This is a genomic window from Actinomadura terrae, assembly GCF_022751215.1.
GTDB lineage: Bacteria > Actinomycetota > Actinomycetes > Streptosporangiales > Streptosporangiaceae > Spirillospora > Spirillospora terrae.
Map to the genome: position 1 here is coordinate 198,644 of NZ_JAICDG010000004.1, position 26,438 is coordinate 225,081.

Here is a 26,438-nt window from a genome sequence, read left to right on the forward strand (position 1 = left end):
CACGTCGGAGGCGATGGGCTGGGGGCATGAGTTCTTCCGATTCGGTCCGTGGCGAGCGGACGTCCCTGCCTCAGTGGGTCGCCGTGGGCGTGCTGACGCTGAGCACGTTCCTGGTGGTGACCTCCGAGATGCTCCCGGTCGGGGTGCTCACCCCCATGGCGGACGGGCTGGGCGTCTCCTCGGGAACGATGGGCACCAGCTTGACGATCACCGGTCTGGTCTCGGCGGTGACCGCCCCGCTGGTGCCGCGCCTGCTGGGGGACCTGGACCGCCGGGTGGTGCTGGCGGCGGCGATGGCGGTGCTCGCCGCAGGCAACGCGCTGACCGCGGTCGCCGGCGGGTTCGGGATGCTGGTGGTCTCCCGGATCGTCCTCGGCATCGGCATGGGGACCGTGTGGGGCATGGCCTCGGCGGTGGCGACCCGGCTGGTCGCTCCGCGCGACATCGCCCTGGCGGTCTCCTTCGCCGTCAGCGGGGTGGCTTCGGCCTCCGTCCTCGGCGTCCCGCTGGGCACCTTCGTGGGCAACGCCTTCGGGTGGCGGACGGCCTTCGGCACGCTCGCGGCCCTGTCGATGGTCCTCGTCCCGGCCCTCGGGCTTGTGCTGCCGAAGCTGCGCCGCCCGGCGGCGACCGGCGAGGCCGACGGCGGAGGGCGGCGCTCGCTGGCGCGGCCGGCGGTGATCTCCGGGCTGACCGTGGTGGCGCTGCTGGTCACCGCGCACTTCGCCGCGTACACCTACGTCCGTCCCGCGCTCGAAGAGCTTCCGCACATGTCGGCGAACACGATCGCCCTGTCGCTGCTGCTCTACGGGGTGTTCGGGCTGGTCGGCAACTTCGCCGCCGGAGCTGCCGCCGGACGCAGGCCCCGCCCGACGGTGCTGGTCCTGGCCTCCGGCGTCACGGTGGCGATCACGACCCTGGCCCTGTTCGGCACCACGGCACTCGTCGCCGGCCTGGCGATCGCCCTGTGGGGCGTGGCCTACGGCGGGCTCTCGGTCGGCGCGCAACTGTGGATGACCACCGCCGCCCCGGACCGCGTCGAGCACGTCACCGGCCTGTACGTCGGGGTGTTCACCGCGTCCATCGCCCTGGGCGCCTTCGCCGGCGGCCTGATCGTCGAGAGCGCGGGCATCGTGCCGCTGCTGTGGAGCACCGCCGCCCTCGCCCTGACCGCACTCCTAGTAGCCCCCATAGGCCCCGGCCCGACCCCCGAGCCCCAGCCCACAACGACCCCCACCCCCGCCCATCACACCAGCTGAGCGACCGCATCGGCCCGCCTTTCCGATAGGCGTTGCAACCCGATCCGGCGCCGCCTGCGCCCCAGCGGACATGTGCGGGAGAGCAGGCCTGTATTGCTCAAGCGCGCCCTCTACACTCGCACCAATGAATGGAAGGCTCTTACGCGGTCTCAAAGGCTGCGCGGCGGCCATGGCGGCCGCGCTGCTCGTGGGTGTCCTACTCCCCGGCGCCGTATCGCCACCCCCGGCACAATGACGGTCGATCGCCTTACCCGGCTCGCTCCAGCGGCCCTGCTGTCATTGACGGCGTCCGCATGCTGCGTGCCCGCCGAAGGACCCAGCGTCATCATCGCCATCAACGACAGCCCCGTCTCCGTGTGGGTTTGGCGCGAGTACGGGACCGGGACGGCCGACCGGCGGTCCACCCGCATCTGGCCCGGGGAGATCGTTCGACTTCCCGCGCCGTCCTCCTGTGCCCCCGACACCTACCTCGCGCAGGCAGGCGACGGGCGTACCGTCGGCAACGGTCCTCCCATCTGCCCGAACGCGACCTGGCGGATCACCCTCCCCACCGCCTAGGCACCGGACGCAGCGATGGGCCATCACCGGACCGGCTGAGCCCGGGGCTCGGGAGAAAGGCCATCAATAGCATCGTCCTTTCACCGGAGAGTGGCCGGTTCCGGCAAGCGGCGCGACGTTTGTTCCGCCCGCGGAATGCTCGACGGCAGGCACCCTGAAGCGTTCCGTCACGGAAGGCGGACTCTGCGCGACATTTGCCATTCGACGTCTCGCCGTAGAGCGAAATGACCGGGTGCCGGAAAATACGACGGCGTTGCGGTAAACCGAGGCCCATTTCCGCACGTCGTATTCACGGATGTTGATCAACTGGACTTCTACCCTCAGTTGAGGTGATGGCGTGAAGAGTCATGTCGGCATCACCGCCTCGGTCGTGTTGACCCTGGCGGCGAGTACGGTGACGGCCGTTTCCGGGGCGAGTGCGGCCGTCGCGGGAACGGCCGCCACCGAACGTGCTCCACGACCCTACGAACTGACCTCCAAACGTCCGAAGGCGCCGTTCGCGGTCGCCCCGCGCCGCCTGGACGTCCCGCTGGCCTGGTCGAAGACCCCCGCCAAGCCGTCCATTCGGGCTATCACCTACCGCAACAACACACGCAAGGCCATGAAGGTACGGCTGAAAGTGAACCTGCGCGACCGTTCCGGGCGCGCGGTCCCCGCCCCCCTGGCGCGCTTGTCGGCGAGTTCCCTGACCGTCCCGGCCGGGCGAGAGGCCGGGGTGAACCTGGAACTGCTGCGCCACGGCATCAGGCCCGGCGCGTACCGCGGCACCGTCCAGGCGACCTCCGCCGCCGGCGAGCCGCTCGGCTCCACGGCGGTGTCGGTCGATCTCCGCGCGCCCGTCCCCGCCCCCGCTCCGGCGGTCGGGTCCGTCACGGCGTCCGCCACCTCCATCGTCGCCGACCTGGCCTCCCCCGGCATCCCGGACCTGACGCGGCGCTACCCGCTCACCTACCGCAACACCGGGTCCAGGCCCGTCACGCTGCGGCTGTCCGCCGACATGAACGGCCCCGGCGGCGAGCCGACCCCGGCTCCCGCGGGGCTCCTTCAGGCGCCCGGCCAGGTGACCGTCCCCGCCCGGGGCAGCGCGAAGATCACGCTGACCTTCCGGGGCGCCGGTGTCCCCCACGGCCGCTACCTCGGCGCCCTGGTCGCCACCGGCACCGACGGAACCACGAAGGTGACGACCACGCTCGTGGCCGACGTCGGACGGGAGAAGTACAACGTCGCGGTCAACCTGCTCGACCGCAACGGCGCCGTCCCGTCCCAGCCGACCTGGGTATACGCCTGGAGCATCACGGACGGCGGACGCTGGGAGCGCAAGGTCGTCAACGGCAGGGACGTCTTCGAGCTGCCGCCCGGCACCTACGACATCACCACCGCCATCACCACCGGCGCCGGCGAGACTCTGATCAACCACCGGGTCACGGTCGACGACTGGGACCTCGAACTGCGGATGAACGCCCTGGAGGGCAGGCCGGTCGAGCTGAGCCCCCGGGGCATCGGCGTCTCCGGCGAGATCGAGGCCTGGTACGACACCCCCTGGTACCGGTTCACCGCCACCGGCCCCGAGGGCTCGGTCTTCGCCGTTTGGCACGGTCCGGACGAGGTCAAGGAGAACGTCGGCTTCCAGGTCACGGGCTGGGGCAAGCGTGAGGCGACCGCCGGTCCGGGCGCGGCCTACATCCTGAGCCGCCATTTCGACGGCCGGATCCCGTCCGCCACCGTGTGGCACCCGAGCCCGGACGAGCTGAGCGTCACCCGTAACCACTTCCGTTCGGCCGGCCTCACCCGCGTCGGCCACCTCAAGGTCACGGGTGGTTACGTCGACGAGCTGCGTCTGGACGTGGCCCTCCCGCAGACCGTCACCACCTACATCGAGCCCGGACTGGTCTACAGCCGCGAGCTGAACTACGGAATCGAGGCCGGGAACTCGGCGGAGATCGCGGACTACCGGGCCACGGCGGAAAAGGGGGCTCGCGACGACATCTGGAACGGCGCCGTCCTCACCACGGGCGCCTTCACCGAATGGTCGAGGCCGTCCCGCAGCTCAAGCGGCCAACTGACGTTGGTGGCCCCCAACGGATACACCGACTCGTCCGGACGGACCGGTTCGATGGACCGCACGACCAACGAGCTCACCCTCACCGCCGACGGCGAGACGATCGGCACCGCCGAAGGAACGCTCTACGCCAACCTCCCACCCGAGTCCAAGCGCTACACGCTCACCTGGAACCGCACCGCCAACCCCGATATCGCCAAATTCTCCACCGCGACCAAGACCGAGTGGACCTTCGAGTCGCACCACATCGAATGGCAGGATCAGACCCTTCCCCTGCACCTGCTGCGGCTCGCGGTCCCCGGCCTGAGCGACACCAACACAGCCGCGCCGGGCACCCAACTGCACATCCCCGTGAAGGTGGAGCCGGTGCCGGGCCTACCGGCACCCACCATCACCTCACTTTCGGTCGAGACCTCCACCGACGACGGCGAGACCTGGCAGGCGGCCCCGTCCACCGAAGAAGGCGGCAACTGGACCGCGACCGTGACCAACCCGGGCACCCCCGGGTTCGTCTCCCTCCGGATCAAGGCGACCGACGCCGACGGCAACACCGTCAACCAGACGTTCGTCCGCGCCTACGAGGTGAGCAACTGATGCGACGCTCCGCGATCTTCACCACGGTCGCCACGGCCCTCGTGACGCTGCTCGCCCCGGTCGGCGCGGCTGAAGCCGGGGCGGCGCGGGCCTGCGACCCCCACCTGACCGGCCTTTCCCTCCCCTCTCCCGACCTCTTCACCGCGGACGCGGTCACCGGCACCGTCCAGGCGAGCTGCGCACCGTCCGAGGACATCGCCGTGGGCCTCGCCACCGGCGACCGGCGCGTGACGGTCCCGCCCATCGCGACCGTCCCGGCCGGGAAGACCACCGCCACCTTCCCGCTCAACGTCCGGGAAGCGCGGTTCGACCAGTTCAAGACCAAGGTGGCCGCGCGCTACGGCGCCGATCTCCTCGCCCAGCCCGTGACGGTCAGCCCCGGCCTCAAGTACTTCTCGCTCGATTCCGAGACGAACGACACCTACGTGTTCGGGGAGGTCCTTCTCTGGGGGACTTCCCCCGCGGGCGGAACCGTCGTGCACTTCACGACCAGCAGCCCCCTACTCAAAGTGCCCGCCACCATGACCCTCAGCCCAGGCGGGCTAGGAGAGACGTTCCACCTCCGGGCCGAGGCGGTGACCTCACCACAAAAGATCCGTGTCACCGCCACGGTCGGAACCCGCACGCTGACCGCTGACGTCACCCTTCTCCCGTCCACCTGACCGCGCGAAAAACGCCCCGGAGCCACCCCGGCCCCGGGGCGTTTCGTCACCCCTCTCGAACACGTCGCACCACAAGCGCGGCATGAGAAAGCGGCGACGAGAGGTCGCCCACATCCCCGTTCACCGTGTAGTCGAGCAGAACCACAGTGCCCCGCTCGCCGAGTTCCCGAAGCTCAGCGACGAGCTCGGGAACGCGGTGATCGAGCATCCACCGATAGGTCGGCAGATAGACCAGTCGCCGAGCCTCCTCGTAACCGAGCAGCCGCCCGTCAAGCCGATGCCCCAGCGGCGCCCCGAGCCGCCGCACCGTCCGTTTGATGCCCTTCATCGTCACGACGTCCAGCTTCGTGTAATCCTCCTCCTCCGCAGCGAACACCTTCAACGCCTGCCAAACCCCCTCGACAGACTGCGAGGTCCGCTCCGGATGCCCAGGCACCGGAATCCCGCCATGCGGATAGAACGGACTGAGCCGAACCCACGGCTCCTCTCCCCGAGAGGTCACATCAAGGATCAACGCATCAGGAAAGTCCCTGCGCAACGTGGTACGCCGACGGCTCGCAACATGAAGCGGCATGCCCCAACCAGACCACCCACGTCCGACAGTTCGCCTCAACATCGGCCGCATCCGCGAACGCCCTGCGCAGCCCTCTCGCGCGGCTAGTCACATCAGACGGCAAGAAGCCCCTCGACCGAGGTCGAGGGGCTTGCTTGTGGCGGCTAGTTGTACTGACCTGAGAGGTCCAGTTCAGCTAGAGGTCTAGCTCGCCAGCCTTGATCTGGCGGACCAGAGCTACTAGCTCAGTCTGGCTGAGAGTTAGACGAGGACCCATTGGGTCTTTGGAATCCCTGATCTCCACGGAGGTCGTGAGATCGGCGAGCTCTACGCAGTCGAATTCTCCAGTATGAGATGATTTGCGCCAATTGGGAAGTAGATTCATGACAGGCTCCGTAAGTACTTCCTGTCCGAGGTTGCCTCCACCCACCGTTACATAAACCTCTCTTGACTGCGGCTCCTGAGGCAGGTGAAGCTTCACACCGACTGCTGCATTCTCCTGCATCAGCCCTACCTTGGAGGCGATCATGAGCCTAGAATTCATCGGGAAAGATCCGCACAGCAGCCACGGGGAGTCGCCCACGGTCTGGGTCGCGCGGAGCGCCCATGAACTTGTGCTACAGGGATGGACGCTGGACGCCGAGATGCGCTCCATGTGCCTGGAGTCCGGCAGCATCCCAAGCCACGAAGAAGTGATCCGCGTTCCGGCGAGGATGGCCCCGTTGCTGCGAAGGGCTTTGGAGGTACTGGAAGGTGGGCAGCGCGCCGCAGATGGATGAAATCCCGCAGAGGCTCTCATTCGACGAATGGGTGTCGCTGTTCGGCTCCGGGACGCGGAGCCTTGCCCACTTGGAGATGCGCGACAGCTACCTGGTGGACTACGAGGACGAGCGCTACAAACGCTGGGTCGCTGGAGGCCGCACTGGGCCCCTCCCCCGAGAGGATCACCCCTGGTGGCGGCTGACGACTGAAACCACGGCCCGTGGTGTCTCGATGCGCCGAGCCCGGGTCGTCTCCGAACCCGTCAGCGAGTACATCGCCTTCGAGTACGCGGGTACGTGGCAGAACTTGGAGTCCGGCGAGCAGGTCCGCTGGCTCCCCCGGTCGCGCGCGTCGGCCATCGCCTTTCCCGGCAACGACTTCTGGCTCGTCGACGGGGAGCGCGTCCTCTTCCTGCTGTTCGACGGCACCGGCCGTCCCATCGGACGGCAGCTCTGCACCGATGACGCCGTGGTCACGCTCTGCTCAACCGCGTTCGAGCAGGTCTGGGGACTTGGAACCGATCACGCCGATTATCAGCTACCAGTCCGCTAGCGGCCAGCACGAATCCGAGCCGTGCGCAAGTCTCCGTCCTCCTCAGTCCAGGCCGCCAAGCAAGTGCTGGCGAATCGCCTTCGTGAGATCAGAGAGGAAGCAGGTCACACCGCCAAGTCGCTTGGCGAAGCGGTGAGGTGGCATCCCACCAAGGTCTCCAAGTTGGAGCACACCGTCACCTCGCCCTCGGCGGACGACATCCGTGTCTGGTGCGAAGCTTGTGGTGCGTCCGACCAGGTCGAAGACCTGATCGCCTCAGCGCGGAACGTCGAGTCGGCGTACGTGGAATGGCGGCGGATGGAACGCACCGGTCTGCGGCGCGTTCAGGAGGCCGCAGTGCCGCTCTATGAGCGGACCGAGTTGTTCCGGATCTACGAGCCCGCCTTGATGCCAGGTCTGCTCCAGACGCCCGAGTACGCGCGTGCCTTGATGCGCACCATTATCGACTTCAGCCGCATACCGGACGACCTTGACGGGGCGGTGGCGGCTCGCATCGCCCGCCAGCGCGTCCTTCGCGAGGGAAACCATCGGTTCGCCGTCGTCCTTGAGGAATCGGTCCTGCGGACCGCCTTCGGTGACAGCGAGATCATGGCCGGGCAGCTCGGGCATCTCCTGAGCGTGATGTCCATGACGAATATGTCACTTGGAATCATTCCAGCATGCAGCTTCCGCGAAGCCATGTGGCCGGTCAATGGATTCTGGCTGTTCGACTCCGAAAGGTTGACGACCGAACTACCGTCCGCACAGGTGACCGTCACACAACCTCGCGAACTGGAGGTCTATATCCGGACCTTCGACATGCTCCGCAGCATGGCGGTCTTCGGCGAACCCGCCCGAGCACTGGTGCTCAACGCCCTACAGATCTTTACCTGCCGGGGCGAGTAGCCGCGCTGCTGCATTCTGCTGCATTCTCCTGGACCCCAGGTCAAGCACTCGGTCATTGTCTGGTGACACAGAGTCGCCGACATGAGATCGGGAGGCAGTGGCCGTGTCCCTCAACAACCGCCGCATCAGCGACATTCCGCGCATTGAAGCGACTGATCCGCTTCCGGGTGCAGGGGAGCGGGTGGGGCGCTGGGCGGAGCCCTATCAGCAGGCCGAGACAGAACTGTGGACGGTGCACCTTCGGCTCCCCGAATTGCTGGGCAAAGATGCCCGCCTGGTGGACACGCTCACGGCTACTAACAGGGAAACTCTCGCTGCGCTTATGGAGCAGCAGGACGCCCTGGCCGCCAACGCCGGGTCGCGGGTGAGTCAGGCATGACCTCGCGGGTCGATGAGCGGGCCTCGGTCATGGTGGCGGTGCGGCACAAGTTGGCCGCCACGCCGAGTGTGCTGCCTGACGTGCGGTGTCTGGTTCGGGCGGCGGCCTGCGCCTACAACATCGGGACCGAGACCACCGAGGACGCCGTGCTGGTGGCCGTGGAGTTGGTCAGCAACGCCATCCGGGCGACCAGGCGACCGATCACCTTGCGGATGTTCGTCTCCAAGGACGGCTTCCACATCGAGGTCCACGACTTCGCCCATAACAAGCCCCGCAAGGGCGAACCCGATCTCACGATGCCCACCGAACCGGTCCCGGACGATGCGCCTGACCCGCATGGGTGGGGCATGACCATCGTGCAGGCCCTTTCCCGGCGCCACGGCGTCCGCAAGGAGCGCAGCGGCAAAACGGTATGGGCCGTGCTGCGCATCACCTCCGTCCGGCGCCCCAACCTCCCTGAACTCCTCCGGGCACGCGACGAGGCCGCCAGCGTGCCCGGAGGTCCACCCCCCACAACAGGAGACCCCCAATGCCGAAGAGAACAGCAGAGTTCGAAGCGCTCCTCACACCGGGCGAAGTCGCCAACATGTTCCGTGTCGACGCCAAGACCGTCACACGATGGGCACAACAAGGGAAGATCCCCTTCGTCTGGACGCTCGGCGGACACCGCCGCTACCCCGAGAAGAAGGTCCATGCACTTCTCGCTCGGGGCACCAGTCAGCGGAAGGTGTAACCAGGCCGAGGCGCGCGTGGGGCGGCGGGGGCGGTTCCGGACGCCATTCCTGGACGGCGACCACACCGGCTTCGAGCACGTCCAAGTCAGTGTTCGCGGCCGAGGAGCATGTGCGGGTGGCCCGGTCGAGCCGGTCGCCGAGGTTCACGTCGAGCTCGTTGATGAACTCCTGGAGGCGCGTGATGGCCTCCTCGCCGCTCCCGGTCTCGCCCCTTGAATTCGAACTCGACGAAGTGCCCTGGGTGCGCTGGCCGACAGCGCGGGTGCGGCTGGCGCAGCGTCAGTGGACGCGTTTATGCGACCGGGTACGGCAGGTGGGCAGTGGGTGCGAGCGGGAGGGCATGGCGCGGGGTCCCGCTGCGAGGTCTCCGGTGCGGCGGGTGGGTCAGTGGGTGCGCGCGGGCGGATGTGTTGGCCGCTTCGGGGGTGCCTTGCACGTCAGGGGGTGGTTTGTGGGGGGAGGTTGTTGATGATTTGGGTGAGGGTGAAGTCGAAGCGGTCGTGGCCGGTGCCGGAGGTCAGTTCGGACGCGTAGCGCCGGGTGTAGGGGAAGCGGTCGTCGGGCAGGGCGGTGAACCGGCCGACGAGTTCTTCGCGGCTGAGAACCCAGGTGTCTTCGTCGCGGCGTTGCCGTAGCTGGACGAGTGAGCGTTCCAGGGCGTAGCCGCTGACGTAGAGGGTGAGCGCGTCCCGAGTCCAGGCGGCGGTCTGGGGGTCGATGCCTCCGGCGAGCAGGATCGCCAGGATTCCCTCGCCGACCCGGAGCGTTTCGAGGTGGGTCGGGACCATTGCCAGCGCGGCGCGCGAAACGCCGGGGTACTTCAGGTACTGGTCGCGGATCTGGCCGTAGACATCGAGGATCTGCTCCCGCCACCTGGCCGGGTTCGGTTCGGGGAGTTCGATTTCGGTGCAGAGCCGGGCGATGAGCAGGTCGTCGAGGTCGTCCTTGTTGAGGATGTGCGCGTACAGCGAGGACGGCCCCGTGCCGAGCACGGCCGCGACCCGGCGGATCGTCAAAGCGTCGTAGCCCTCGGCCGCGATGACCTGGAGCGCGGCGTCGGTGATCCGGTCGGGTGTGATGGGCCTCTTGCGCCGGGTCGGCGGCGCGGAGTCGGGCTGCGGCGGCGCGTGGCGGGCGGCGCGTTCGGCCGCGCGGCGCCGGTGGGGATCGGCGGGCATGCGTCCCACTATAGCTTGACACGAACTTAGTTCGTCGCGTAGGAACTTAGTTCGTGAGTAACGAACTTAGTTCGCCAGCGGTGGCCCGGGTGGCCCCGCTTCCGCTCGGCCGCGCCTGGTCGGTGCTGGTGGTCGTGGTCCTCGCCGAGGTCATGGACCTGATCGACACCAGCGTCGCCAACCTCGCCGGTCCTTCAATCCGCGCCGACCTTGGCGGTGGGCCGATGACCCTGCAATGGGTGTTGTCCGCCTACACCGCGGCCTTCGCGCTCGGCCTGGTCACCTCCGGCAGGCTCGGTGACCTGGTCGGCCGCCGCCGGCTGTTCCTGATCGGCATGGGCGGCTTCACGATCGCGTCGCTGGCCTGCGGGCTCGCGCCCGGCGCCGGCCTGCTGATCGTCGCCCGGCTGTGCCAGGGGCTGTTCGGGGCGGTGATGATCCCGCAGGGCATGGCGCTGGTGAAGATCGCTTTCCCGCCGGAGCACCTGCGCAGGGCGCTGACGCCGTTCGGCCCGATCATGGGGCTGGCCATGGTCGCCGGGCCGATGCTCGCGGGCTGGCTGCTGCACCTGGGCCTGTTCGGGTGGCGCTCGATCTTTCTGATCAACGTTCCGTTCGGCGTCCTCGCCGCCGCGCTCGGCTGGTACGTCCTGCCACGGCACAGTGGTGAGGACCGTGCTGCGCGCCTCGACCTCACCGGCGTGAGCCTGCTCACGGCCGGTTCGGCGCTGCTGATCATGCCGCTCATCCAGGGCCGCGACCTGGGCTGGCCCCCGTGGAGCCTCGCGATGATCGCCGCGTCGCTGGTGGCGTTCGGGTTGTTCGTCGGGTCCGAACGCCGCAGCGACCATCCGGTCATCGCCCCGTCGCTGTTCGGCAGGCGCGGGTTCGTCGTCGGGCTGTTGATCGTCGCCGGGTTCTACGCCTCACTGAGCGCGTTCGTGCTGGTGATCAACCTGCTGATGCAGTCGGGCCTGGGATGGACGCCGCTGCGCACCGGCCTCGCGCTCGTCCCCTGGGCGGTGGGCACCGCGGGCGCGACGCTCTTGTCGGGCGCGGTGCTCGCCGAGCGGCTCGGACGCGCCAACCTGCGTCTGGGGCTCTCCATCGCCGTCGTCGGCCTGCTGGGTCTGTTGTGGTCCACCGCGCATTGGGGCGAGGCCATCACCATGGGGAGGCTGGCACCGGCCCTATTCGTGACCGGTATCGGCTCCGGGCTGTTGTTCATTCCCCTGTTCGACTACATCCTCGGGGACGCCCGCGCAGAGGAGGTCGGCACCGGTGCCGGAATGCTCAACGCCGCCCAGCAATTCGCGAGTGCGATCGGGGTCGCCGCGCTCGGCAGTGTCTTCTTCGCGAGGGTGGGACGGCCGTCTGCCTTGTCCTATATCGCGGCCGCCGAGCTGGTGTTCGGTGTCTGCGCCGGACTCTTTGCTCTGGTGCTCTTGCTGGTCGGGCTCCTGCCTAAGCATTCTCAGCAGGCCACCCATTAGCGTTCACGAAACGACAGCCATGGGGCGGTTGCCGGGTTCGGCTCGGAGAGCGCGCGCTGGTGGGGTTAGCCCTACCTCGGGACGTCCTGCCAGCCCCATGGGCGGGTGGCGATGGGGCACCATAGCGTTTTGCCTGCCCATGGCTGGGCTAGCCGAACGGGGGATTCGTGAAAAGAGTTGTCGTCGCGGCCGCGGCGGTCGGTCTGAGTATCACCGGACTCGCTACTACAAGTTTTTCCGCGGACGCGAGCGCGTCCGAAGCGTTCCGTCCGGCGAGTCTGAAGTGGCACACGTGCAGCGCCGACATCGTGGATGCCGTCAAACCTTATGACCGCATTGGCCCGGTCGCGGTCTCCAAAATCATCCAGTGCGCCGAGTTGGACGTCCCGCTCGACCACACCCGCCCGGACGGCCAGAAGATCACTCTCCAGCTGACCCGGACGCCGCATCAGGGCACCGGCAAGGCCAAGGGCGACATCGTGGTCAACCCGGGCGGCCCGGGCGGCAAGGGGTCGCTGTTCGGTCCCGCCTTCTACGCCCAGAATTCGGCGCCGATGCAAGCGGCCTACAACGTCATCGGGTTCGATCCGCGCGGCATCGGCTTCAGCAAACCCGCGCTCAGCTGCGATACCGGTTCCCGCAACGCTCCCCGGCCCGCCTACGGCCATGGGGCCGCCGAACTCGAAGCGACCTGGCTGAAGCGGTCGAAAGCATACGCCGACGCCTGCACCCGCAAATACGGCAAGGGTTCGCCGGTGAATATGCTCGACCACATGAAGACGATCGACGCGGTTCGCGACATGGACCTCATCCGTGCCGCCCTCGGCCGTAAGAAGCTCGACTTCTACGGTGGTTCCTACGGCACCTATCTCGGCCAGGTCTATGCCACGGTGTTCCCCAAGCGCGTCGGCAAGATGGTGCTGGACGGAAATGCCGGCCCGAGCAACGTCTGGTACAAAGCCCAGGGGCCCCAGAACGTGGCGTTCAACGAGAACATGGAGTACTACTTCGGCTGGCTGGCCCGGTACGACGACCGCTATCACTTGGGCAAGACCAAGGCGGCGGTACGCGATTTCTACTACGGGCTGGAGTCCAGGCTCACCAAGGCGCCCGTCGTGAAGAACGGTGTCGCGGTGGGCGCTGCCGAGCTCGTGGACACCGTCCAGAACGTCGCCTACCGGCGCGCCCAGGGCGTGTGGCACACCTACGCCGCCGGCCTGGCCGCCTATAAGTCCGGTGACATGGACACCTTCCTCGAAACCTTCGGCTCGAACACGACCGGCGGCCAGGACGACAACGAGTTCGCCGCCTACCTCGCCGTCCAGTGCAGCGACGTGAAGTGGCCGACGGACTGGCGGAAGTGGCGCGCCGACGCGGTTCGCATGGACCGCAAGGCGCCGTTCTACACCTGGTTCAATGTCTGGTACAACGCGCCCTGCATGTACTGGGGGGCCAAGCCGGGCACGCCGGTAAAGGTCGGGCAGACGCGGGATCTGCCCAAGAACATTCTGATGTTCCAGGCCACCCACGACGCGGCCTCCCCGTACGCGGACGCGCTGGAGTTGCAGGGAATCCTGAAGGCCCACCTGGTCATTCAGGACGGTGAGCGCACGCATTGCATCGTCCATCGCGGCGACCTCCGCCCGGGCGGCGTCGACTCCTACTTCGACGCCTACTGGCTGCGGGACGAACTGCCCGGCGAACGCACCGTGCACGTCTCCCAGCTCGGCGACCCGACCCCGCCGTCGCCGAACTCGTCCCCGGCGGTGCCCTCGCCCAGGGCCTGATCAAGAAGTGGCTTTCGAAGGGCCCTCGGTCGTCCGGGGGCCCTTCACGCATGACGCCGTCTCTCGGCGGGCCGAGCCGAGGGGGCTGCCGCCGCACCGGACCCGCCTTGTGGAAACCATGGTGATTCGTTTCCCGAGAGTTGCTCTCCGCACCGCGCCCGCCGGGTTGTTCCGCGATCCCGATTCCATTACTTTGCATATCTGGACGATCACTCTATGTAATCGCATGTCAGAGAATCGGGGAGCCATGTCGATCAGGCATTTCATTGGCGGCGCCATCGCACTGGCGGCCGTCGCGGCCGGGACCTTCGGCGGCGCGGGCACGGCGGCCGCCACCGCCCCGCCCGCCGCGGCACCGGCCGCCGCGGCACCGGCCGCGGTCAAAGGCGGGGGCGGGCACGGGGACGCCACGGCGCCGGAGCGGGTCCTGTCCAACAGCGCGCTCGTCCGGGCGTCCAAGGCCCTGGTGGATTCGGCGCACCGGCACGGGAACCAGCGCGTGACAATGGTCATCATGGAACGGTCGGGCGTCATCCGGCTCGTGGTCCGCACCCGGCAGGCGGGCCCGCAGACCTATGAATCCGCCAAACGCAAGGCCTACACCGCCGTGGCATTCGGCCAGCCGACCAGCGCCCTGAGCGGAAACGAAACGATCAAACAGATTCCCGGCACGCTCGTCCTGCCCGGTGGTGTCCCCGTCAAGCACAACGGCTTCCCCATCGCGGGGATCGGCGTCGGCGGCGCGCCCGACGGAAGGATCGACGAGGCCATCGCCAACGACGTCCTCGCCGCCATCGGCCACTGACCCGGCGGACAACCGCGGGTGGGGCCGCGCATTCGCGGCCCCACCCGGCTTCAAGGCCGGCCCGGAAGGACGTTGTGGGTGCGCCGAAGAATGTTGTCGGGGTCGTACCGCCGTTTGACGTCGGCCAGCCGCCGGTAGGTGTCGGCCGGATAGGCGGCCGCGACATCCGCCGGTTCGGCCGAGCCCAGGAATCCGACATAGGCGCCCGAGCCCAGAATGGCCACCCGCGACCACCGCCGCAACGCCTGGTCGAGCCGCCCGGGCGGCGCGTCCTCCGGAACCGGGAACGCGGCCGCCACCATCACCTCGGCGTCCCGGTGGGCGAAGGCGGTCGCGTCCCGGCCGACGCGCGCGGCCGCGCCGCCCAGGCCGCGTAGCGAGATCGCCGCTCCGCCGCCGGTGAACAGGTCGTTGACGGCGGTGACGCGCGCGGCGTCCAACGTGCTGAAGAAGGTGTTGCGCACCGCCATGCGCAGCCCGGGCGGCAGCGGCGAGACGTCCTCGAACACATCGACGTACGGCATGAGCCGGATGTCGTCGGAGACCACCGGGGCGAGCTCCCGGAACGGGCGCAGCGCCCGCTCCGCCTCGGCGTCGTCCGTACCGGCGAAGCAGCAGGTCAGCGTGACGCCTTCGGGGCGCCCCGGCATCGCCGGCATGAGGTTGAGCGTCGTGGTCAGCTTCTCGTCGCTGGCCCGGACGAGGTCGCGCCAGCCGGCGATCAGGCCCGGCAGGTCGTCGGCCCGGTAGCCGATCGTCCCGAAACGCACGGAGGTGATCGGCTGGGCGATGAAGTCGAAGCCGACCGCGACGCCGAAGTTCCCGCCGCCACCGCGCAGCGCCCAGAACAGGTCGGCGTGCTCGGCGGCGTCCGCGCCGATCATCCGGCCGTCCACGGTGACCATCTGCACGGCCGCCAGGCTGTCGATGACCAGTCCGTACCTGCGGACCATCCACCCGATACCGCCCCCGAGCGCCAGCCCGCCGACCCCCACCTGGTTGGTGTCCCCCGAGGTCAGAGCAAGACCGTGCCGGCTCAGCTTCGCGGCGACCGCGCCCCAGGTCGCGCCCGCGCCGACGCGGACCCGCCCGGACGCCGCGTCCAGCAGCCGCACGCCGTTGATCCGCCGCGTGTCGATGACCATTCCGTGCGTGTTCGTGCTCAGTCCCGCCATGCTGTGCCCGCCGGACCGCACCGTGACGGCCAGCCCGGCGTCGGACGCGTGCCGCAGCGCCGCCGCCACCCCCGCCGCGTCCCGAGGACGGACGACCAGGTCAGGGGTACCGTCCGCGAACAGGGCCGTCGCGGACTCGGCGTAGCCGTCCTCGCCCGGGAGGAGCACCTCCGCGACCTCGGCCAGGCCCGATGAGTGACGTTCACTGCTCAGGATGTGTGTCATGAGGCAGATGGTGCCTAGGACGGGGGCGTCGGGTCGTCCGGTAGGGGGCGTGTATTTCGCCTGCTCAGCGGGGAGGCGGCCGGTCGGCCGTGTACTGCGTGGGGAGTAGGCGGGAATCGGCCCGACGGGAGGATGCGCAGGTGAAACCGGCCCGTATGCTCGGAGAATGCGTAATGGTCGCGGCTTGCGGAGGCTCTACGGGGCCGGATGGCTCATCTCCGCGGGCGTCATGATCGTCGTCGCCCGCATGTGGCAGCTGCACCTGCGCGAGGTGGAGCAGCGGGCCGAGGAGGCGGAGCGGACCAAGGACGAGGCCGCCAGGCGCCGGGCCGTCGAGGAGCGGCTGCGCATCGCGCGGGAGCTGCACGACTCGCTCACCCACAGCATCTCAGTGATCCAGGTGCAGGCCGGCGTCGAGGTGCACCTGGCGGGCAAGCGCGGCGAGGAGGTGCCGCCCGCGCTGCTCGCGATCCAGGAGGCCAGCGCGGACGCGGGACGGGAGCTGCGGGCCACGCTCAGCGTCCTGCGCTCCAACGAGGAGGGCGACACCAGCGGGCTCGGCCAGCTGGAAAGCCTGGTCGGACGGGCGCGCACCGCCGGACAGCAGGTCACGCTGACCGTGACCGGCGCGCGCCGCCGCCTCGCGGGCGAGGTCGACCAGGCCGCCTACCGCATCGTCCAGGAGGCGCTCACCAACGTCTCGCGGCATGCCGCGGGCTCCCGCGCGACCGTCCAGCTGCATTACCGGCCGGACGAGCTGATCGTCCAGGTGGAGAACGACGGCGACGTGCCCGGCGCCGCGTCCGCCGGGCAGGGCCTCGGACTGATCGGCATGCGCGAGCGGGTCACCGAACTGGGCGGCCGCCTGGAAACAGGACCGCGCGGGGACGGCGGCTTCCGGGTGCGCGCCGAGCTGCCGACCCGGACGACGGCATGATCCGCGTCCTGCTCGCCGACGACCAGGTGCTGATCCGCAGCGGGATCCGCTCGCTGCTCGACGCCGAGGACGACATCGAAGTGGTCGGCGAGGCCGCCGACGGGCAGCAGGCGATCGCGCTCGCCCTGGACCACCGTCCCGACATCGCGTTGGTCGACATACAGATGCCGGTGCTGGACGGCATCGAGGCCACCCGGAAGATCGTCGCCGACCCGCGGCTGGCCGACGTCCGCGTCGTCATCCTCACCAACTACGGCCTGGACGAGTACATCTTCCGCGCGCTGCGCGCCGGCGCGAGCGGCTTCCTCCTCAAGGACACCCACCCCGCCGAACTGCTCCAGGCGCTCCGCGTCGCGGTGCGCGGCGACGCGCTCCTCTCCCCCGCCGTCACCCGGCGGCTGATCAGCGAGTTCGTCGCCCGTCCCCCGGACGTGCTGGCCGCGGTCGGCATGGAGTCGCTCACCAACCGCGAACGCGAGGTCGTCGCCCTGGTCGCCCGCGGCCTGAACAACGACGAGATCGCCGAGACCATGGTGCTCAGCCCCACCACCGCCAAGACCCACGTCAGCAGGGCGATGACCAAACTCGGCGCCCGCGACCGCGCCCAACTCGTCGTGTTCGCCTACCAGAGCGGCCTGGTCAGCCCCCGCGACCCCGCCCAGCCCCCCAACCCTCTCCGCTGATCACCATTCCGGCCCGCTATGGCGGGTTGGTAAAGATCTGGGATCGGGTGAACTCTTTTCGCCTTCACGACATCCTGACGCCCGCATTGGACCTTGGGTTCGGGGTGGGGCGGGTCGGATTGATCACGTCCAAGGGTCCCAACCTCTCCGGGGGAGGGCCGCATCTCACCCCGTACAGCGCGATCAAGAAGAGCGCGCACTGATGCGGGAGCGGGGACCCATGCGGAAGATCGTGATGACCGGAGCGGTTGCGGCACTGGCGCTCGGGCTGACCGCCTGCGGAAACGTCGGCGACACCGAGTCCGCCGCGACGCCCGCGGCGCCCACCGCGCCCACCGCTCCGCAGCGGCCGGGCGGCACGTCGACGCCGGGTGGCACGGCCGCGCCCAGCGGGCCCGCCACCCCCGGCGGCGCGTCCACTCCCAGGACGCCCGAGGGTGCGGGGGCCCCGACGGTCCGGCACACGCCGCTCGCGCAGCCGGGCGGCGAGCGCGCCAAGGAGGCGTGGGGCAAGCTGCGCTACCTGGCTCCGGGCAAGTTCACCGTCGGCAACGTCGTCTTCTTCACCGCCACCGACACCGTCGTGTACGTCGCCGGGGGCACCTGCCCGGACGGCACTCCGCCGCCGGCCGACGTCAGCAAGTGCTCCATCGACGGGTTCGACGAGTGGGTGCAGGCCGCGCCGCACAACGCCGTCGTGCGCTTCTCCGGCCAGGCCGCCACCATGATCCGCGAGACCCAGTAGTCGTATGGACGGTGGCGGACGCGCGGCCCGATCCGCCACCACCGTTGAGCGCTGTCGCGGCCCGGGCTGTGCGACGATCGGTCGATGCTGCGCAGCCTTGAGATCGGCGCGACGTTGTCCGGGGTCGAGAGCGCTCATCGCGACGGCCTGTTCTGGCAGCCGACGATCGAGCTGAGCCTGGACTGCTTCATCTGCGAGCGGGTGGGCCGGACGACCGCGATGAAGCTGGGCGACGAGCGGGCCGTCTGCCTCAGCCGGAGGGACCACAAGCACTTCACCGCGGCGCGGATCTCGGCGTTCGACGCGACGATCCAGGACGATCGGCTGGTGCTGCGGTCCGTGGTGGACTTCTGGTGGACGCCGTTCCGGGACGCCAAGCGGGGCACCGAGGCGACACCGCTGAGCCGGTGGGTCCGGCTGCATTACGGCTATTACTGCCCCCACAAGGAGGCGTCGGGGAAAGGGTCGGTGCAGACGAACCTGGTCCGGCCCTGGAGCCCGCGGTGCGCCCAATGCGAGACGGAGATCGCGGTGGACGCGGAGGCACCCTCGATCCGGCTCCTCGTCTGAGGTGGGCAATTTGTCCGCCTTATGGCGGGGGGTCGGGTTCGCCTGGTGAGCAATACCCTGGCCTGGGTGCTGGGTTGTGCTGTCCCGGCTATTGGAGTCGGGGCCGGGCGGACATCACTCCCCTGACCGAACCAGTGATTCGCGGCTCGCGATCATTTCGGGGAGGAGCCGGTCGCCATGGTCAATCCCGTGCCCCTGGAGAAGTTCAAGGGCGACACCGACGACGACAAGTTGACGGAGGCGCTGTCCTACGCGGCGGCGCAGACCCACAAGCCGGTCATCCTGCTCGGGGAGCACCGGCAGTACACGTTCGAGAAGCGGCGGAAGATGTACAACGGGTTCGCGCTCAGCGGGCCGCCGGTGTCGGGCAGCGAGTTCCGCTACAACGGCAAGGTGAAGCTGAACGTGCCGAAGTCCGGGTGGCTGGACATGTCCGGCGACCAGCTCAAGGGGATCTATATCGGCGACCTCTCGTTCGAGGGCAACGCCGAGACCTCGTTCTTCGTCGACAAGACGCACACCCAGACCGTGCTGTGGGCCAGCCACCTGAAGAACCTCGGCTTCTCACTGTTCAAGCACGTCATCTGGGGCGCGCACACCGCCGTCACCTTCTCCGGGCAGTGGGACGTCAACAACTGCTACGACACCGAGTTCAAGCTCTGGGGCTCCGACAACAACTACTGGACGGACGGGATGCTGCTGGACTCCCCCAACCATCCGGACGGGGAGCGATACCACATTTGGCTGCCGAACCTGAGCAAGAGCAACGTCGGGCCGGTCTTCGTCACCGGCATGGACAATGTCACGCCGATGCGCATCGACGGGGGGCGGGGCCTCGTCGTCAATGGCGCGCGGCTGGAGGCGCAGCAGGGGCATCCCACGTGGGGAAGCCAGCTCATCATCACGGGTGGGAAGTTCCTGCGGGTGCGGGACGTGTTCTTCTTCAACGGGATGAGCAATCCGGGTTCCACCGGGCATCCCGACGCGGCGCTCCACAAGGGCATCGTCACGATGACGGGTGGGAGCGACGTGGTCTTCGACGGCTGCATGTTCTCCAACGGAGACGGCCAGCAGAAGGGTTCGACACCCGCCGGGACGCCGCATCTGTACATCGGGGGCGGTGCGCGTATTCGGGTGCGCAATCACCAGTCGTCCGACACGCCGCAAATCGTGCGCGCGAAGTCCGTCTCCGCGCGCGTGTTCTATCTCGACTCCGACCTCAAGGTGACCGCCGGTTAGAGGGACCGCCGGTCAGAGGAAGGCGGGGCCCCGGAGTTCGAGGGTCTCGTTCAGCATCCGCTGGACGGTCTCGCGGACGCGGTCGGTGACGTCGAAGACCGCAGCCGGGTCGTCCGGGTCGTCGTCGTCCAGGGACATCGGCTCACCGAAGGCGATCATCCACTTGGACGGCAGCGGGACGAGGCCGACCGGCCCGAGCAGCGGGAACGTCGGGGTGACGGGGAAGTAGGGCAGGCCGAGCAGCCGGGCGAGCGGGCGCAGGTCGGCGAGCTTCGGGTAGATCTCCTCGGCGCCGACGATCGCGGCGGGGACGATCGGGACGCCCGACTCCAGCGCCGTCCGGGCGAAGCCGCCGCGTCCGAAGCGCTGGAGCTTGTAGCGGTCGGCGAAGGGTTTGCCGACGCCCTTGAAGCCCTCGGGGAAGACGCCGACCAGCTCGTCCTTGGCGAGCAGCCGGGACGCGTCGGCCGGGCAGGCGAGCGTGTGCCCGGCCTTGCGGGCCAGGTGGGCGAGCACGGGGACCTGGTACACGAGGTCGGCGCCGAGCAGCCGGAGGTCGCGCCCGGCGTTGTCGTGGACGGCGACCGACAGCATCAGCGCGTCGACCGGGATCGTTCCGGAGTGGTTGGCGACCACCAGCGCGCCGCCGCTCGGGATGTTCTCGACGCCGGAGACCTCCACGCGGAACCAGTGCTCGTAGAGCGCGCGCGCCATCGGGAGCAGGACGGTGCCGTTGAACTCGGGGTCGAAGCCGAACTCGTCCACCTCGTAGTCGCCCGCGAGGCGGCGGCGCAGGAAGGCGAGGCCGCGGTCGAGCAGGCCGTCCGGCTCCGGGCCGTCCGGCTCGGGCGGGCTCTGGTGGCGGGCCGCGTCCAGGGGGATGACCTCCGCGTCCAGGCTCATGGGCGACCTCCGCCGAGCACCGCGCCGAGCCGGTCCAGGAGGGTGCCCTCCGACGCGGCGAAGTCGGCGAACGCCTCCTCGGAGCTGTACTCGGGACGCCATCCCAGCTCGCGGACGAGCGCCGAGGTGTCGATCACGCGCCCGTGGGTCAGCCAGCGCAGCAGCTCGGGGGAGAAGCCCGACAGGCCCGCGAAGCGCCGTCCCATGTCGCCCAGCGCCGACAGCGACGCGGACGGAACGGGCACGTACGGGCGGCCCGCGCGGCGCAGCGCCTGCGACAGCAGCAGGACGCCGTCGCCCGCGACGTTGAAGCAGCCGGGGTGGTCCTCGACGGTCATGCGGCGCAGCACCTCGACGCCGTCACCGGTGTGGACGAACTGGAGCCGCGGGTCGAACCCGAGCACCGTCGGCACGACGGGCATGCGCAGGTAGCGCGTGAACGGCGAGTCGACGCCCGGGCCGAGGAAGTTCGCGAACCGCAGCACCGACACCGTCAGGTCGGGACGGCGCCGCCGGAGCCCGCGCACATAGCCCTCCACCTCGACCGCGTCCCTCGCGTAGCCGGACGTGGGCGCCTCGACGGGCTCGTCCGGCTCGGTGAAGACCGCCGGGTCCATCGGGGAGGAGCCGTAGACGGCCGCCGACGACCGCACGACGAGCTTGCGCGTGTCGGGCGAGCGCTGGCACGCGGCGAGCAGCCGCATGGTCCCGAGGGCGGTGGGCTCCTTCGAACCCGTGCCCGAGCCGGAACCGGAGCCCGTGCCGGAGCCGGCCAGGCCGAGGTGCACGACCGTGTCGACCCGCGCCGAGGTGACGATCTCGGTGAGGTCGGGCGTGCGGACGTCGACGCGGACGAACTCGGCGCGGCCGAGCGACGCCTTCGGTGACACCGTGTCGACGCCGATGACCCGCTCGACGCCCGGGTCGGACTGGAGGGTGTTCGCGACCCGCGCCCCCAGGAAACGGGAGACGCCCGTGACGAGGACGACACGGGCCGCGGCGGCGGGTATGCAGGACACTGTGCGCCCCACCCCTTACGGCTGAGTGGCCGGCGTGACTACTTCTTGTTACGACGCTGGATGCGCGTCTTCTTCAGCAGCTTGCGGTGCTTCTTCTTCGCCATCCGCTTGCGGCGCTTCTTGATGACAGAGCCCACGAGACCTCGCTCGGCGTATCGGGTGTTGTGCAGGAGACGGGCGTGCCGCAGGCGAGCTCACTCGGCACGCGCGCACGGTCCGCTGCCCAAGGGTACCGCTGTGGCGGTGGAGGTCAGGCCGCGCCCTCACCCGTCCCGGACATGGCGGAGCCGGCACCGCGCGTCGCGCGGCGCCGGGCACCGTTCCGGCGCGGGCCGGGCATGCCCGTCCCGCTGTCCGTGTCCTGACCGTCCCCGGCGCCGGACGCCAGGGGACATCGGCGATGCCCCCGGCCCCGGACACCGGTCCCGGTGACCAGGTGGCCACCGTCCGGTCCCTGTCCTCATTCCCCAGCTCCGGGACGTCGCGTCCCGATGCCCCCTGCACGGCCGGGTGTGGAGTCGCGGCGGAGGCGTGGATCGCCCCGCCCCTCCCCGTTAACCGGCTTCGATGTACGCGTCGCGCAGGTAGTCGTGAACGGCCTGCTCGGGGACCCGGAACGAGCGGCCCACGCGGATCGCGGGCAGCTCGCCTGAGTGGACGAGGCGGTAGACGGTCATCTTGGACACCCGCATCACCGAGGCCACTTCGGCCACGGTCAGGAACCTGACCTCACTGAGAGGTCGCTCGCCTGAGCTCATCGGACGCCCTCTTCCACACGTGCCGCGCACCGGCCCTTTGGGTGACTTTGATCACGCACGTGTACTTCCTCCAGCGTAAATCGCGTATCGGCAGTCGCAAGAGGGGAGTTCCACCCATTTCCGTATCCGGACCTGACCAGGGGGCCACAGGCATATGTCCACACACAGCGTGGACATGACGGCACATGGAGTGGCAGGACCACCTGTTGTCAACCAAAATCAGGTGATGACCTGCGTCTCGGGCGCGATCATCGGCTTCGCGCGGACACCAGCGTCCCACCACGGCGGCCCTGTCACAGGCAGTGACAGCCGCCCGGCCCTATCCGCGAGGTGAGGGAGGTCAGCCGGACGGGGTCAGCCCGGCGTGGGCCAGGAGGTAGGCCGTCATAGGGGCGTAATGGTGCGGCGATATGCCGTCGTCCAGCGGAACGACGACGTCGATCTTGCCTTCGGCGGCCCCGGCGAACAACGCGGGATCGTTACAGTCCGCGAACCCCACGGTGTCGATGCCGGCCTGCCCGGCGGCGCCCGCCCAGCCGTGGTCGGCGATGGCCAGATCCGGCCAAACTTCGGTTTCTTCGCCCGTTGGCCCTCCGGGAGCGATAGAAGGCGCCCCACCATCAGACGCCAGCTCGCGGAGCATCGCCTCCATCGGATACGGGTCGTGGGTGTGGTGGGCGCGCCCGTCGTCGCCCTCCAGCATCGCGACCCCGCCCTCGGCGTAGACGATGCGGCGCGTCTCGGGGTCTCCCCAGCCCGGATCGATCTCGTACGTCCAGCCCTCGGCCGGGGTGAGGACGCGGCAGCCGGCACCGGCGAGGGCGCGCGCGACCGCCTGGTACAGCGGCGACAGGGTCGCCGGGTGGCCGGTGGCGATCACCACGGTCTCGGCGCGGCGGGCGGCGCGGCCGACGCGGGCGCCCATCGCCTCCAGCATGTCGAGCGTGATGTCGGGGTCGATGGTGTCGTCGCCGTACACGTGATGGGGGTCGGGGTCGACGCCGCAGCGCTCGACCATCATCTCCAGGACGCTCCGCTCCGTCCACGAGCTCTTGAGCTCCAGCCCGAACTGGTAGTACGGGGCGCCCTCGGCCATCAGCCGGTAGTGCTTGAGGTTGTTCTGCCGCGGGGTCGCCACATCGCCCGCGATCATCGTCTGGACGAGGTGCTCGCGCAGCTCGTCGCGTGCCGGTGCCGTCATGCCCGCTGCCGTCATCCCTGCCGTCGCCATCCCGGGTGTCGTTCGCCTTCGAGGGGTCGTTGTTGGAGGGTCGTCATTCGTCGGTCATGGGGTCGAGGCCGTGCTCGGGGAACACGGCCCGCCGGGTCGCGAGGACCGCCTGGTCGATCGGGCTGGCGGGGTCGTAACCGTCCCCCCAGCGCTGGACCTCGGCGACGTCGTTCCCGTCGGTCATGCGGCGCGGGGCGGTCTCGTCGGTCCGCCGCCGGACGAACTCGCGCCACCCGTCCGGCGTCGGCGTCTCCGGCGGGATCGGCGCGCCGGACGCCTCGGCCAGCAGGTGCGTCCACGCCCGCGGGACGACCTGGACCAGCTCGTATCCCCCGCCGCCGGTGACGATCCAGCGCCCGCCCGCGGTCTCGTGCGCGAGCCGGTGCAGGGCCGCGTAGGCGGCGCGCTGGCCGTCCACGCTGAGGACGAGGTGCGCGAGCGGGTCGAGCGCGTGCGCGTCCGCGCCGTGCTGGGTGACCAGCACCTGCGGGCGGAACCGGCGCAGCAGCGGCGGGACGACCGCCTCGAACGCGCGCAGCCAGGGCCGGTCGCCGGTGCCGGGCGGCAGCGCCACGTTGACCGCCGCGCCCGCCGCGCCGGGGCCGCCCGACTCATTCGGGAAGCCGGTGCCGGGGAACAGCGTCCGCGGGGTCTCGTGCAGGCTGATCGTGAGGACGCGCGGGTCGTCGTAGAACGCGTCCTGGACGCCGTCGCCGTGGTGGACGTCGATGTCCACGTACGCGACGCGTTCGGCGCCCTGCTCCAGCAGCCACGCGATGGCGATCGCCGGATCGTTGTAGACGCAGAACCCGCTCGCGGCGCCGCTGAGCGCGTGGTGCAGGCCGCCGGAGATGTTCGCGGCGTGCTCGGCGGCGCCCGTCCACACCGCCTCCGCCGCCGCGACCGAGGCGCCCGCGACCAGCGCGGACGCGTCGTGCATACCGGGGAAGACGGGGTTGTCGGGGGTCCCGAGCCCGAGCCTGTGCTCGGGCAGGCCGGTGGCGCCCGCCTGCTTGACCGCCGCGATGTAGGGCTTCTCGTGGACGAGCCCGAGCAGCGCGTCGTCCGCCGCCTCGAACCCGGTGACCCGCACGTTCGGCCGTTCCGTCACGCCCAGCTCGCGGGCCAGCGCCATCGTCAGCTCGACCCGGACGGGGTTCATCGGGTGGCCGGAGCCGAAGTCGTAGGAGATGAGCCGGTCGTCCCACAGGATCGTGAGCCCGCACCCGGCCGGCTCGGCGGACGGGGGCGGGGCGGCACTGCTCATGACCTCACGGTATCGCGGCTGCCGCGTGGCGTGGATCACACGGCCTGTGGCCTTAGCGGCGGCCGGCGGGCTCGTGCGGGCGGGACGCCTCGGCGCGGCTCCCCGTCCGGGTGAGCGCGAACCCGGCCAGCGCGGCCAGCGTCGCGATGCTCTCACCGACGAGGCTGATCGTCTTCTCGGTGTACCAGACGGGCTCGTGCATGTCGGGGAGCGGTCCAAGCGCGCCCGTATCGACGTAGTAGTAGAGCAGCAGCGCACCGACGGCGCTGCCCGCGACGAGGAACGCCAGCGCGTACGACCAGCGGCGGGCGTAGGTGAGGACCACGACGGCCGTCACCGCCGCCACCGCCGCCTGGATCCGGAACAGGAGGTCCCCGTCGATCGATCCGCCCTGGACGTAGGCCATGTCCGGGGCGAACCTCCAGTGCACGATGGCGTCGGCCGCGAGCCCCGCGGCCACCAGCAGGCGGATGATGAGTCCCATATCCGTAACACGGGCGAAAGCCCAGTCTCGGCTCAAATGTTGGGAGATGAACTTCTCTCCGGGGCCATACCCGATTCCGTGAGATTTCACCGCCCCGCCCGCCGCGGCCTCGCGGGTCAGCCGCTCGCCAGTTCCCGTCCCCGGTCGCGGGCCGCCTCGATCGCCTCCAGGACGGCGGCGCGGACGCCGTGCCGCTCCAGCTCGCGGATCGCGGAGATCGTCGTCCCGCCCGGGGAGGTGACGGCCTCGCGCAGCAGCACGGGGTGCTCGCCCGAGTCCCGCAGCATGATCGCGGCGCCCACCGCCGACTGGATCACCATCTCCAGCGCGGCGGCGCGCGGCATGCCGAGCAGGATGCCCGCGTCCACCATCGCCTCGACCAGGTAGTAGAAGTAGGCGGGGCCGCTGCCCGACAGCGCTGTCGCGCCGTCCTGGAGCGACTCGGGGATGCGCAGCACCTTCCCGACCGGCGACAGCAGCTCCTCGGCGAGCTTGAGGTGCTCCTCCCCCGCGTGCGCGCCCGCGGAGATCACGCTCATCGCCTCGTCCACGTGGACGGGCGTGTTCGACATGACGCGGACGACCGGGACGCCGTCCGGCAGCCGCTGCTCGATGAACGGGGTCGTGATGCCCGCCGCCATCGAGACGACCAGCCGCCCGGGCGGGACGTGCGGGCCGATCTCGTCCAGCAGGGCGCCCATGTCCTGCGGTTTCACGGCGAGGACGAGCGTGCCCGCCTGCGCGGCGGCCTCCGCGTTCGTGACGATCTGGACGCCGTACCGCTCGCGCAGCATCGCGCCGCGCTCCTCGCGGCGCGTGGTCGCCATCAGCTCCGACGGGCGGCGCCCGGCCCGCAGCACCCCGGACAGCAGTGCCTCGCCCATCTTCCCGGCACCCAGAATCGCGATCATCGGCATATACCTTGACGTGGGACTTCGTTGA

At 69.7% G+C, this 26,438-nt stretch carries 28 protein-coding genes and 1 pseudogene; 17 read left to right on the forward strand and 12 right to left on the reverse strand.

Annotated elements, in window-relative coordinates; genetic code table 11:
• Positions 1-26: 26 nt before the first annotated feature.
• From K2F47_RS25560 to K2F47_RS25575, 4 genes are all read left to right on the forward strand, one after another.
• Positions 27-1,259: an MFS transporter gene (locus K2F47_RS25560; RefSeq protein WP_242907781.1), complete on the forward strand. Its 1,233-nt coding sequence runs from the start codon at positions 27-29 to the stop codon at positions 1,257-1,259.
• Positions 1,260-1,559: 300 nt separating this feature from the next.
• Positions 1,560-1,817 carry a hypothetical protein gene (locus K2F47_RS25565; protein ID WP_242907783.1) on the forward strand — a complete coding sequence of 86 codons (258 nt, stop codon included), beginning with the start codon at positions 1,560-1,562 and terminating at the stop codon, positions 1,815-1,817.
• Between the two features lie 337 nt (positions 1,818-2,154).
• Positions 2,155-4,470, forward strand: coding sequence for a hypothetical protein (locus K2F47_RS25570; protein ID WP_242907785.1), 2,316 nt, complete (start codon positions 2,155-2,157; stop codon positions 4,468-4,470).
• Positions 4,470-5,132, forward strand: coding sequence for a hypothetical protein (locus K2F47_RS25575; RefSeq protein WP_242907787.1), 663 nt, complete (start codon positions 4,470-4,472; stop codon positions 5,130-5,132). Before K2F47_RS25570 ends, K2F47_RS25575 begins: the two co-directional genes overlap by 1 nt.
• Positions 5,133-5,178: 46 nt before the next feature.
• Here K2F47_RS25575 and K2F47_RS25580 read toward each other — a convergent pair whose 3' ends face one another.
• Together K2F47_RS25580 and K2F47_RS25585 are read right to left on the reverse strand one after the other, a co-directional pair.
• Positions 5,179-5,757 carry a DUF6939 family protein gene (locus tag K2F47_RS25580; protein ID WP_372490910.1) on the reverse strand — a complete coding sequence of 193 codons (579 nt, stop codon included), beginning with the start codon at positions 5,755-5,757 and terminating at the stop codon, positions 5,179-5,181.
• Positions 5,758-5,881: 124 nt separating this feature from the next.
• On the reverse strand, positions 5,882-6,214 hold the full coding sequence (locus tag K2F47_RS25585) for a DUF397 domain-containing protein (RefSeq protein ID WP_242907791.1): 333 nt from the start codon (positions 6,212-6,214) through the stop codon (positions 5,882-5,884).
• Positions 6,215-6,438: 224 nt separating this feature from the next.
• Here K2F47_RS25585 and K2F47_RS25590 point away from each other — a divergent pair, with 224 nt between their 5' ends.
• From K2F47_RS25590 to K2F47_RS25610, 5 genes and pseudogenes are all read left to right on the forward strand, one after another.
• Positions 6,439-6,999 (forward strand): DUF6879 family protein, encoded by a 561-nt coding sequence (locus tag K2F47_RS25590; protein WP_242907793.1) that lies wholly within the window; start codon positions 6,439-6,441, stop codon positions 6,997-6,999.
• Positions 7,000-7,020: 21 nt separating this feature from the next.
• A complete protein-coding gene (locus tag K2F47_RS25595) occupies positions 7,021-7,884 on the forward strand; it encodes a helix-turn-helix domain-containing protein (protein ID WP_242907795.1) in 864 nt (287 codons plus the stop codon).
• A gap of 103 nt (positions 7,885-7,987) precedes the next feature.
• The gene (locus tag K2F47_RS25600; RefSeq protein WP_242907797.1) at positions 7,988-8,263 is read left to right on the forward strand and encodes a hypothetical protein; all 276 of its coding nucleotides are present in this window, start codon (positions 7,988-7,990) and stop codon (positions 8,261-8,263) included.
• 29 nt (positions 8,264-8,292) lie between these two features.
• Positions 8,293-8,673: pseudogene (locus K2F47_RS25605) on the forward strand (ATP-binding protein); the annotation flags it as partial.
• 119 nt (positions 8,674-8,792) lie between these two features.
• Positions 8,793-8,996, forward strand: coding sequence for a BldC family transcriptional regulator (locus tag K2F47_RS25610; protein WP_242908774.1), 204 nt, complete (start codon positions 8,793-8,795; stop codon positions 8,994-8,996).
• A 438-nt stretch (positions 8,997-9,434) separates the two neighbouring features.
• Here the strand turns inward: K2F47_RS25610 and K2F47_RS25615 are convergent, their stop codons facing one another.
• Positions 9,435-10,175 carry a TetR/AcrR family transcriptional regulator gene (locus tag K2F47_RS25615; RefSeq protein WP_242907799.1) on the reverse strand — a complete coding sequence of 247 codons (741 nt, stop codon included), beginning with the start codon at positions 10,173-10,175 and terminating at the stop codon, positions 9,435-9,437.
• A gap of 134 nt (positions 10,176-10,309) precedes the next feature.
• On the opposite strand from K2F47_RS25615, the gene K2F47_RS25620 reads away from it, so the two are divergent.
• From K2F47_RS25620 to K2F47_RS25630, 3 genes are all read left to right on the forward strand, one after another.
• On the forward strand, positions 10,310-11,668 hold the full coding sequence (locus K2F47_RS25620) for an MFS transporter (protein ID WP_242907801.1): 1,359 nt from the start codon (positions 10,310-10,312) through the stop codon (positions 11,666-11,668).
• 167 nt (positions 11,669-11,835) lie between these two features.
• On the forward strand, positions 11,836-13,455 hold the full coding sequence (locus K2F47_RS25625) for an alpha/beta fold hydrolase (RefSeq protein ID WP_242907804.1): 1,620 nt from the start codon (positions 11,836-11,838) through the stop codon (positions 13,453-13,455).
• A gap of 118 nt (positions 13,456-13,573) precedes the next feature.
• On the forward strand, positions 13,574-14,260 hold the full coding sequence (locus K2F47_RS25630; RefSeq protein ID WP_242908775.1) for a GlcG/HbpS family heme-binding protein: 687 nt from the start codon (positions 13,574-13,576) through the stop codon (positions 14,258-14,260).
• A gap of 50 nt (positions 14,261-14,310) precedes the next feature.
• On the opposite strand, the gene K2F47_RS25635 is transcribed toward K2F47_RS25630, so the two are convergent.
• Complete coding sequence (locus K2F47_RS25635) at positions 14,311-15,660, reverse strand: FAD-binding oxidoreductase (RefSeq protein ID WP_242907806.1); 1,350 nt, start codon at positions 15,658-15,660, stop codon at positions 14,311-14,313.
• 166 nt (positions 15,661-15,826) lie between these two features.
• Here K2F47_RS25635 and K2F47_RS25640 point away from each other — a divergent pair, with 166 nt between their 5' ends.
• The 5 genes from K2F47_RS25640 to K2F47_RS25660 all read left to right on the forward strand — a co-directional run bounded on the left by K2F47_RS25640 (position 15,827) and on the right by K2F47_RS25660 (position 19,834).
• Positions 15,827-16,597 carry a sensor histidine kinase gene (locus K2F47_RS25640; protein WP_242907808.1) on the forward strand — a complete coding sequence of 257 codons (771 nt, stop codon included), beginning with the start codon at positions 15,827-15,829 and terminating at the stop codon, positions 16,595-16,597.
• Positions 16,594-17,280, forward strand: a complete 687-nt coding sequence (locus K2F47_RS25645; protein ID WP_242907810.1) for a response regulator — start codon at positions 16,594-16,596, stop codon at positions 17,278-17,280. Before K2F47_RS25640 ends, K2F47_RS25645 begins: the two co-directional genes overlap by 4 nt.
• Positions 17,281-17,500: 220 nt before the next feature.
• On the forward strand, positions 17,501-18,025 hold the full coding sequence (locus K2F47_RS25650; RefSeq protein ID WP_242907812.1) for a hypothetical protein: 525 nt from the start codon (positions 17,501-17,503) through the stop codon (positions 18,023-18,025).
• Positions 18,026-18,109: 84 nt separating this feature from the next.
• Entirely contained in the window at positions 18,110-18,595 is a 486-nt protein-coding gene (locus tag K2F47_RS25655) for a hypothetical protein (RefSeq protein WP_242907813.1), read from the forward strand.
• A 177-nt stretch (positions 18,596-18,772) separates the two neighbouring features.
• Entirely contained in the window at positions 18,773-19,834 is a 1,062-nt protein-coding gene (locus K2F47_RS25660) for a hypothetical protein (RefSeq protein WP_242907815.1), read from the forward strand.
• A 12-nt stretch (positions 19,835-19,846) separates the two neighbouring features.
• Here K2F47_RS25660 and K2F47_RS25665 read toward each other — a convergent pair whose 3' ends face one another.
• From K2F47_RS25665 to proC, 8 genes are all read right to left on the reverse strand, one after another.
• Positions 19,847-20,737: a lysophospholipid acyltransferase family protein gene (locus tag K2F47_RS25665; RefSeq protein WP_242907817.1), complete on the reverse strand. Its 891-nt coding sequence runs from the start codon at positions 20,735-20,737 to the stop codon at positions 19,847-19,849.
• Complete coding sequence (locus K2F47_RS25670; RefSeq protein WP_308198458.1) at positions 20,734-21,756, reverse strand: NAD-dependent epimerase/dehydratase family protein; 1,023 nt, start codon at positions 21,754-21,756, stop codon at positions 20,734-20,736. Before K2F47_RS25670 ends, K2F47_RS25665 begins: the two co-directional genes overlap by 4 nt.
• A gap of 38 nt (positions 21,757-21,794) precedes the next feature.
• Positions 21,795-21,893 carry a 30S ribosomal protein bS22 gene (locus K2F47_RS25675; RefSeq protein ID WP_018654693.1) on the reverse strand — a complete coding sequence of 33 codons (99 nt, stop codon included), beginning with the start codon at positions 21,891-21,893 and terminating at the stop codon, positions 21,795-21,797.
• A gap of 417 nt (positions 21,894-22,310) precedes the next feature.
• A complete protein-coding gene (locus tag K2F47_RS25680; protein WP_067466901.1) occupies positions 22,311-22,514 on the reverse strand; it encodes a helix-turn-helix domain-containing protein in 204 nt (67 codons plus the stop codon).
• Positions 22,515-22,854: 340 nt separating this feature from the next.
• Positions 22,855-23,715 (reverse strand): phosphatase, encoded by an 861-nt coding sequence (locus K2F47_RS25685; protein ID WP_242907819.1) that lies wholly within the window; start codon positions 23,713-23,715, stop codon positions 22,855-22,857.
• A 73-nt stretch (positions 23,716-23,788) separates the two neighbouring features.
• A complete protein-coding gene (locus K2F47_RS25690; RefSeq protein ID WP_242907821.1) occupies positions 23,789-25,012 on the reverse strand; it encodes an acetoin utilization protein AcuC in 1,224 nt (407 codons plus the stop codon).
• A 52-nt stretch (positions 25,013-25,064) separates the two neighbouring features.
• Entirely contained in the window at positions 25,065-25,496 is a 432-nt protein-coding gene (locus K2F47_RS25695; RefSeq protein WP_242907823.1) for a hypothetical protein, read from the reverse strand.
• 116 nt (positions 25,497-25,612) lie between these two features.
• Positions 25,613-26,407 carry a pyrroline-5-carboxylate reductase gene (gene proC, locus K2F47_RS25700; RefSeq protein WP_242907825.1) on the reverse strand — a complete coding sequence of 265 codons (795 nt, stop codon included), beginning with the start codon at positions 26,405-26,407 and terminating at the stop codon, positions 25,613-25,615.
• Positions 26,408-26,438: the final 31 nt, after the last annotated feature.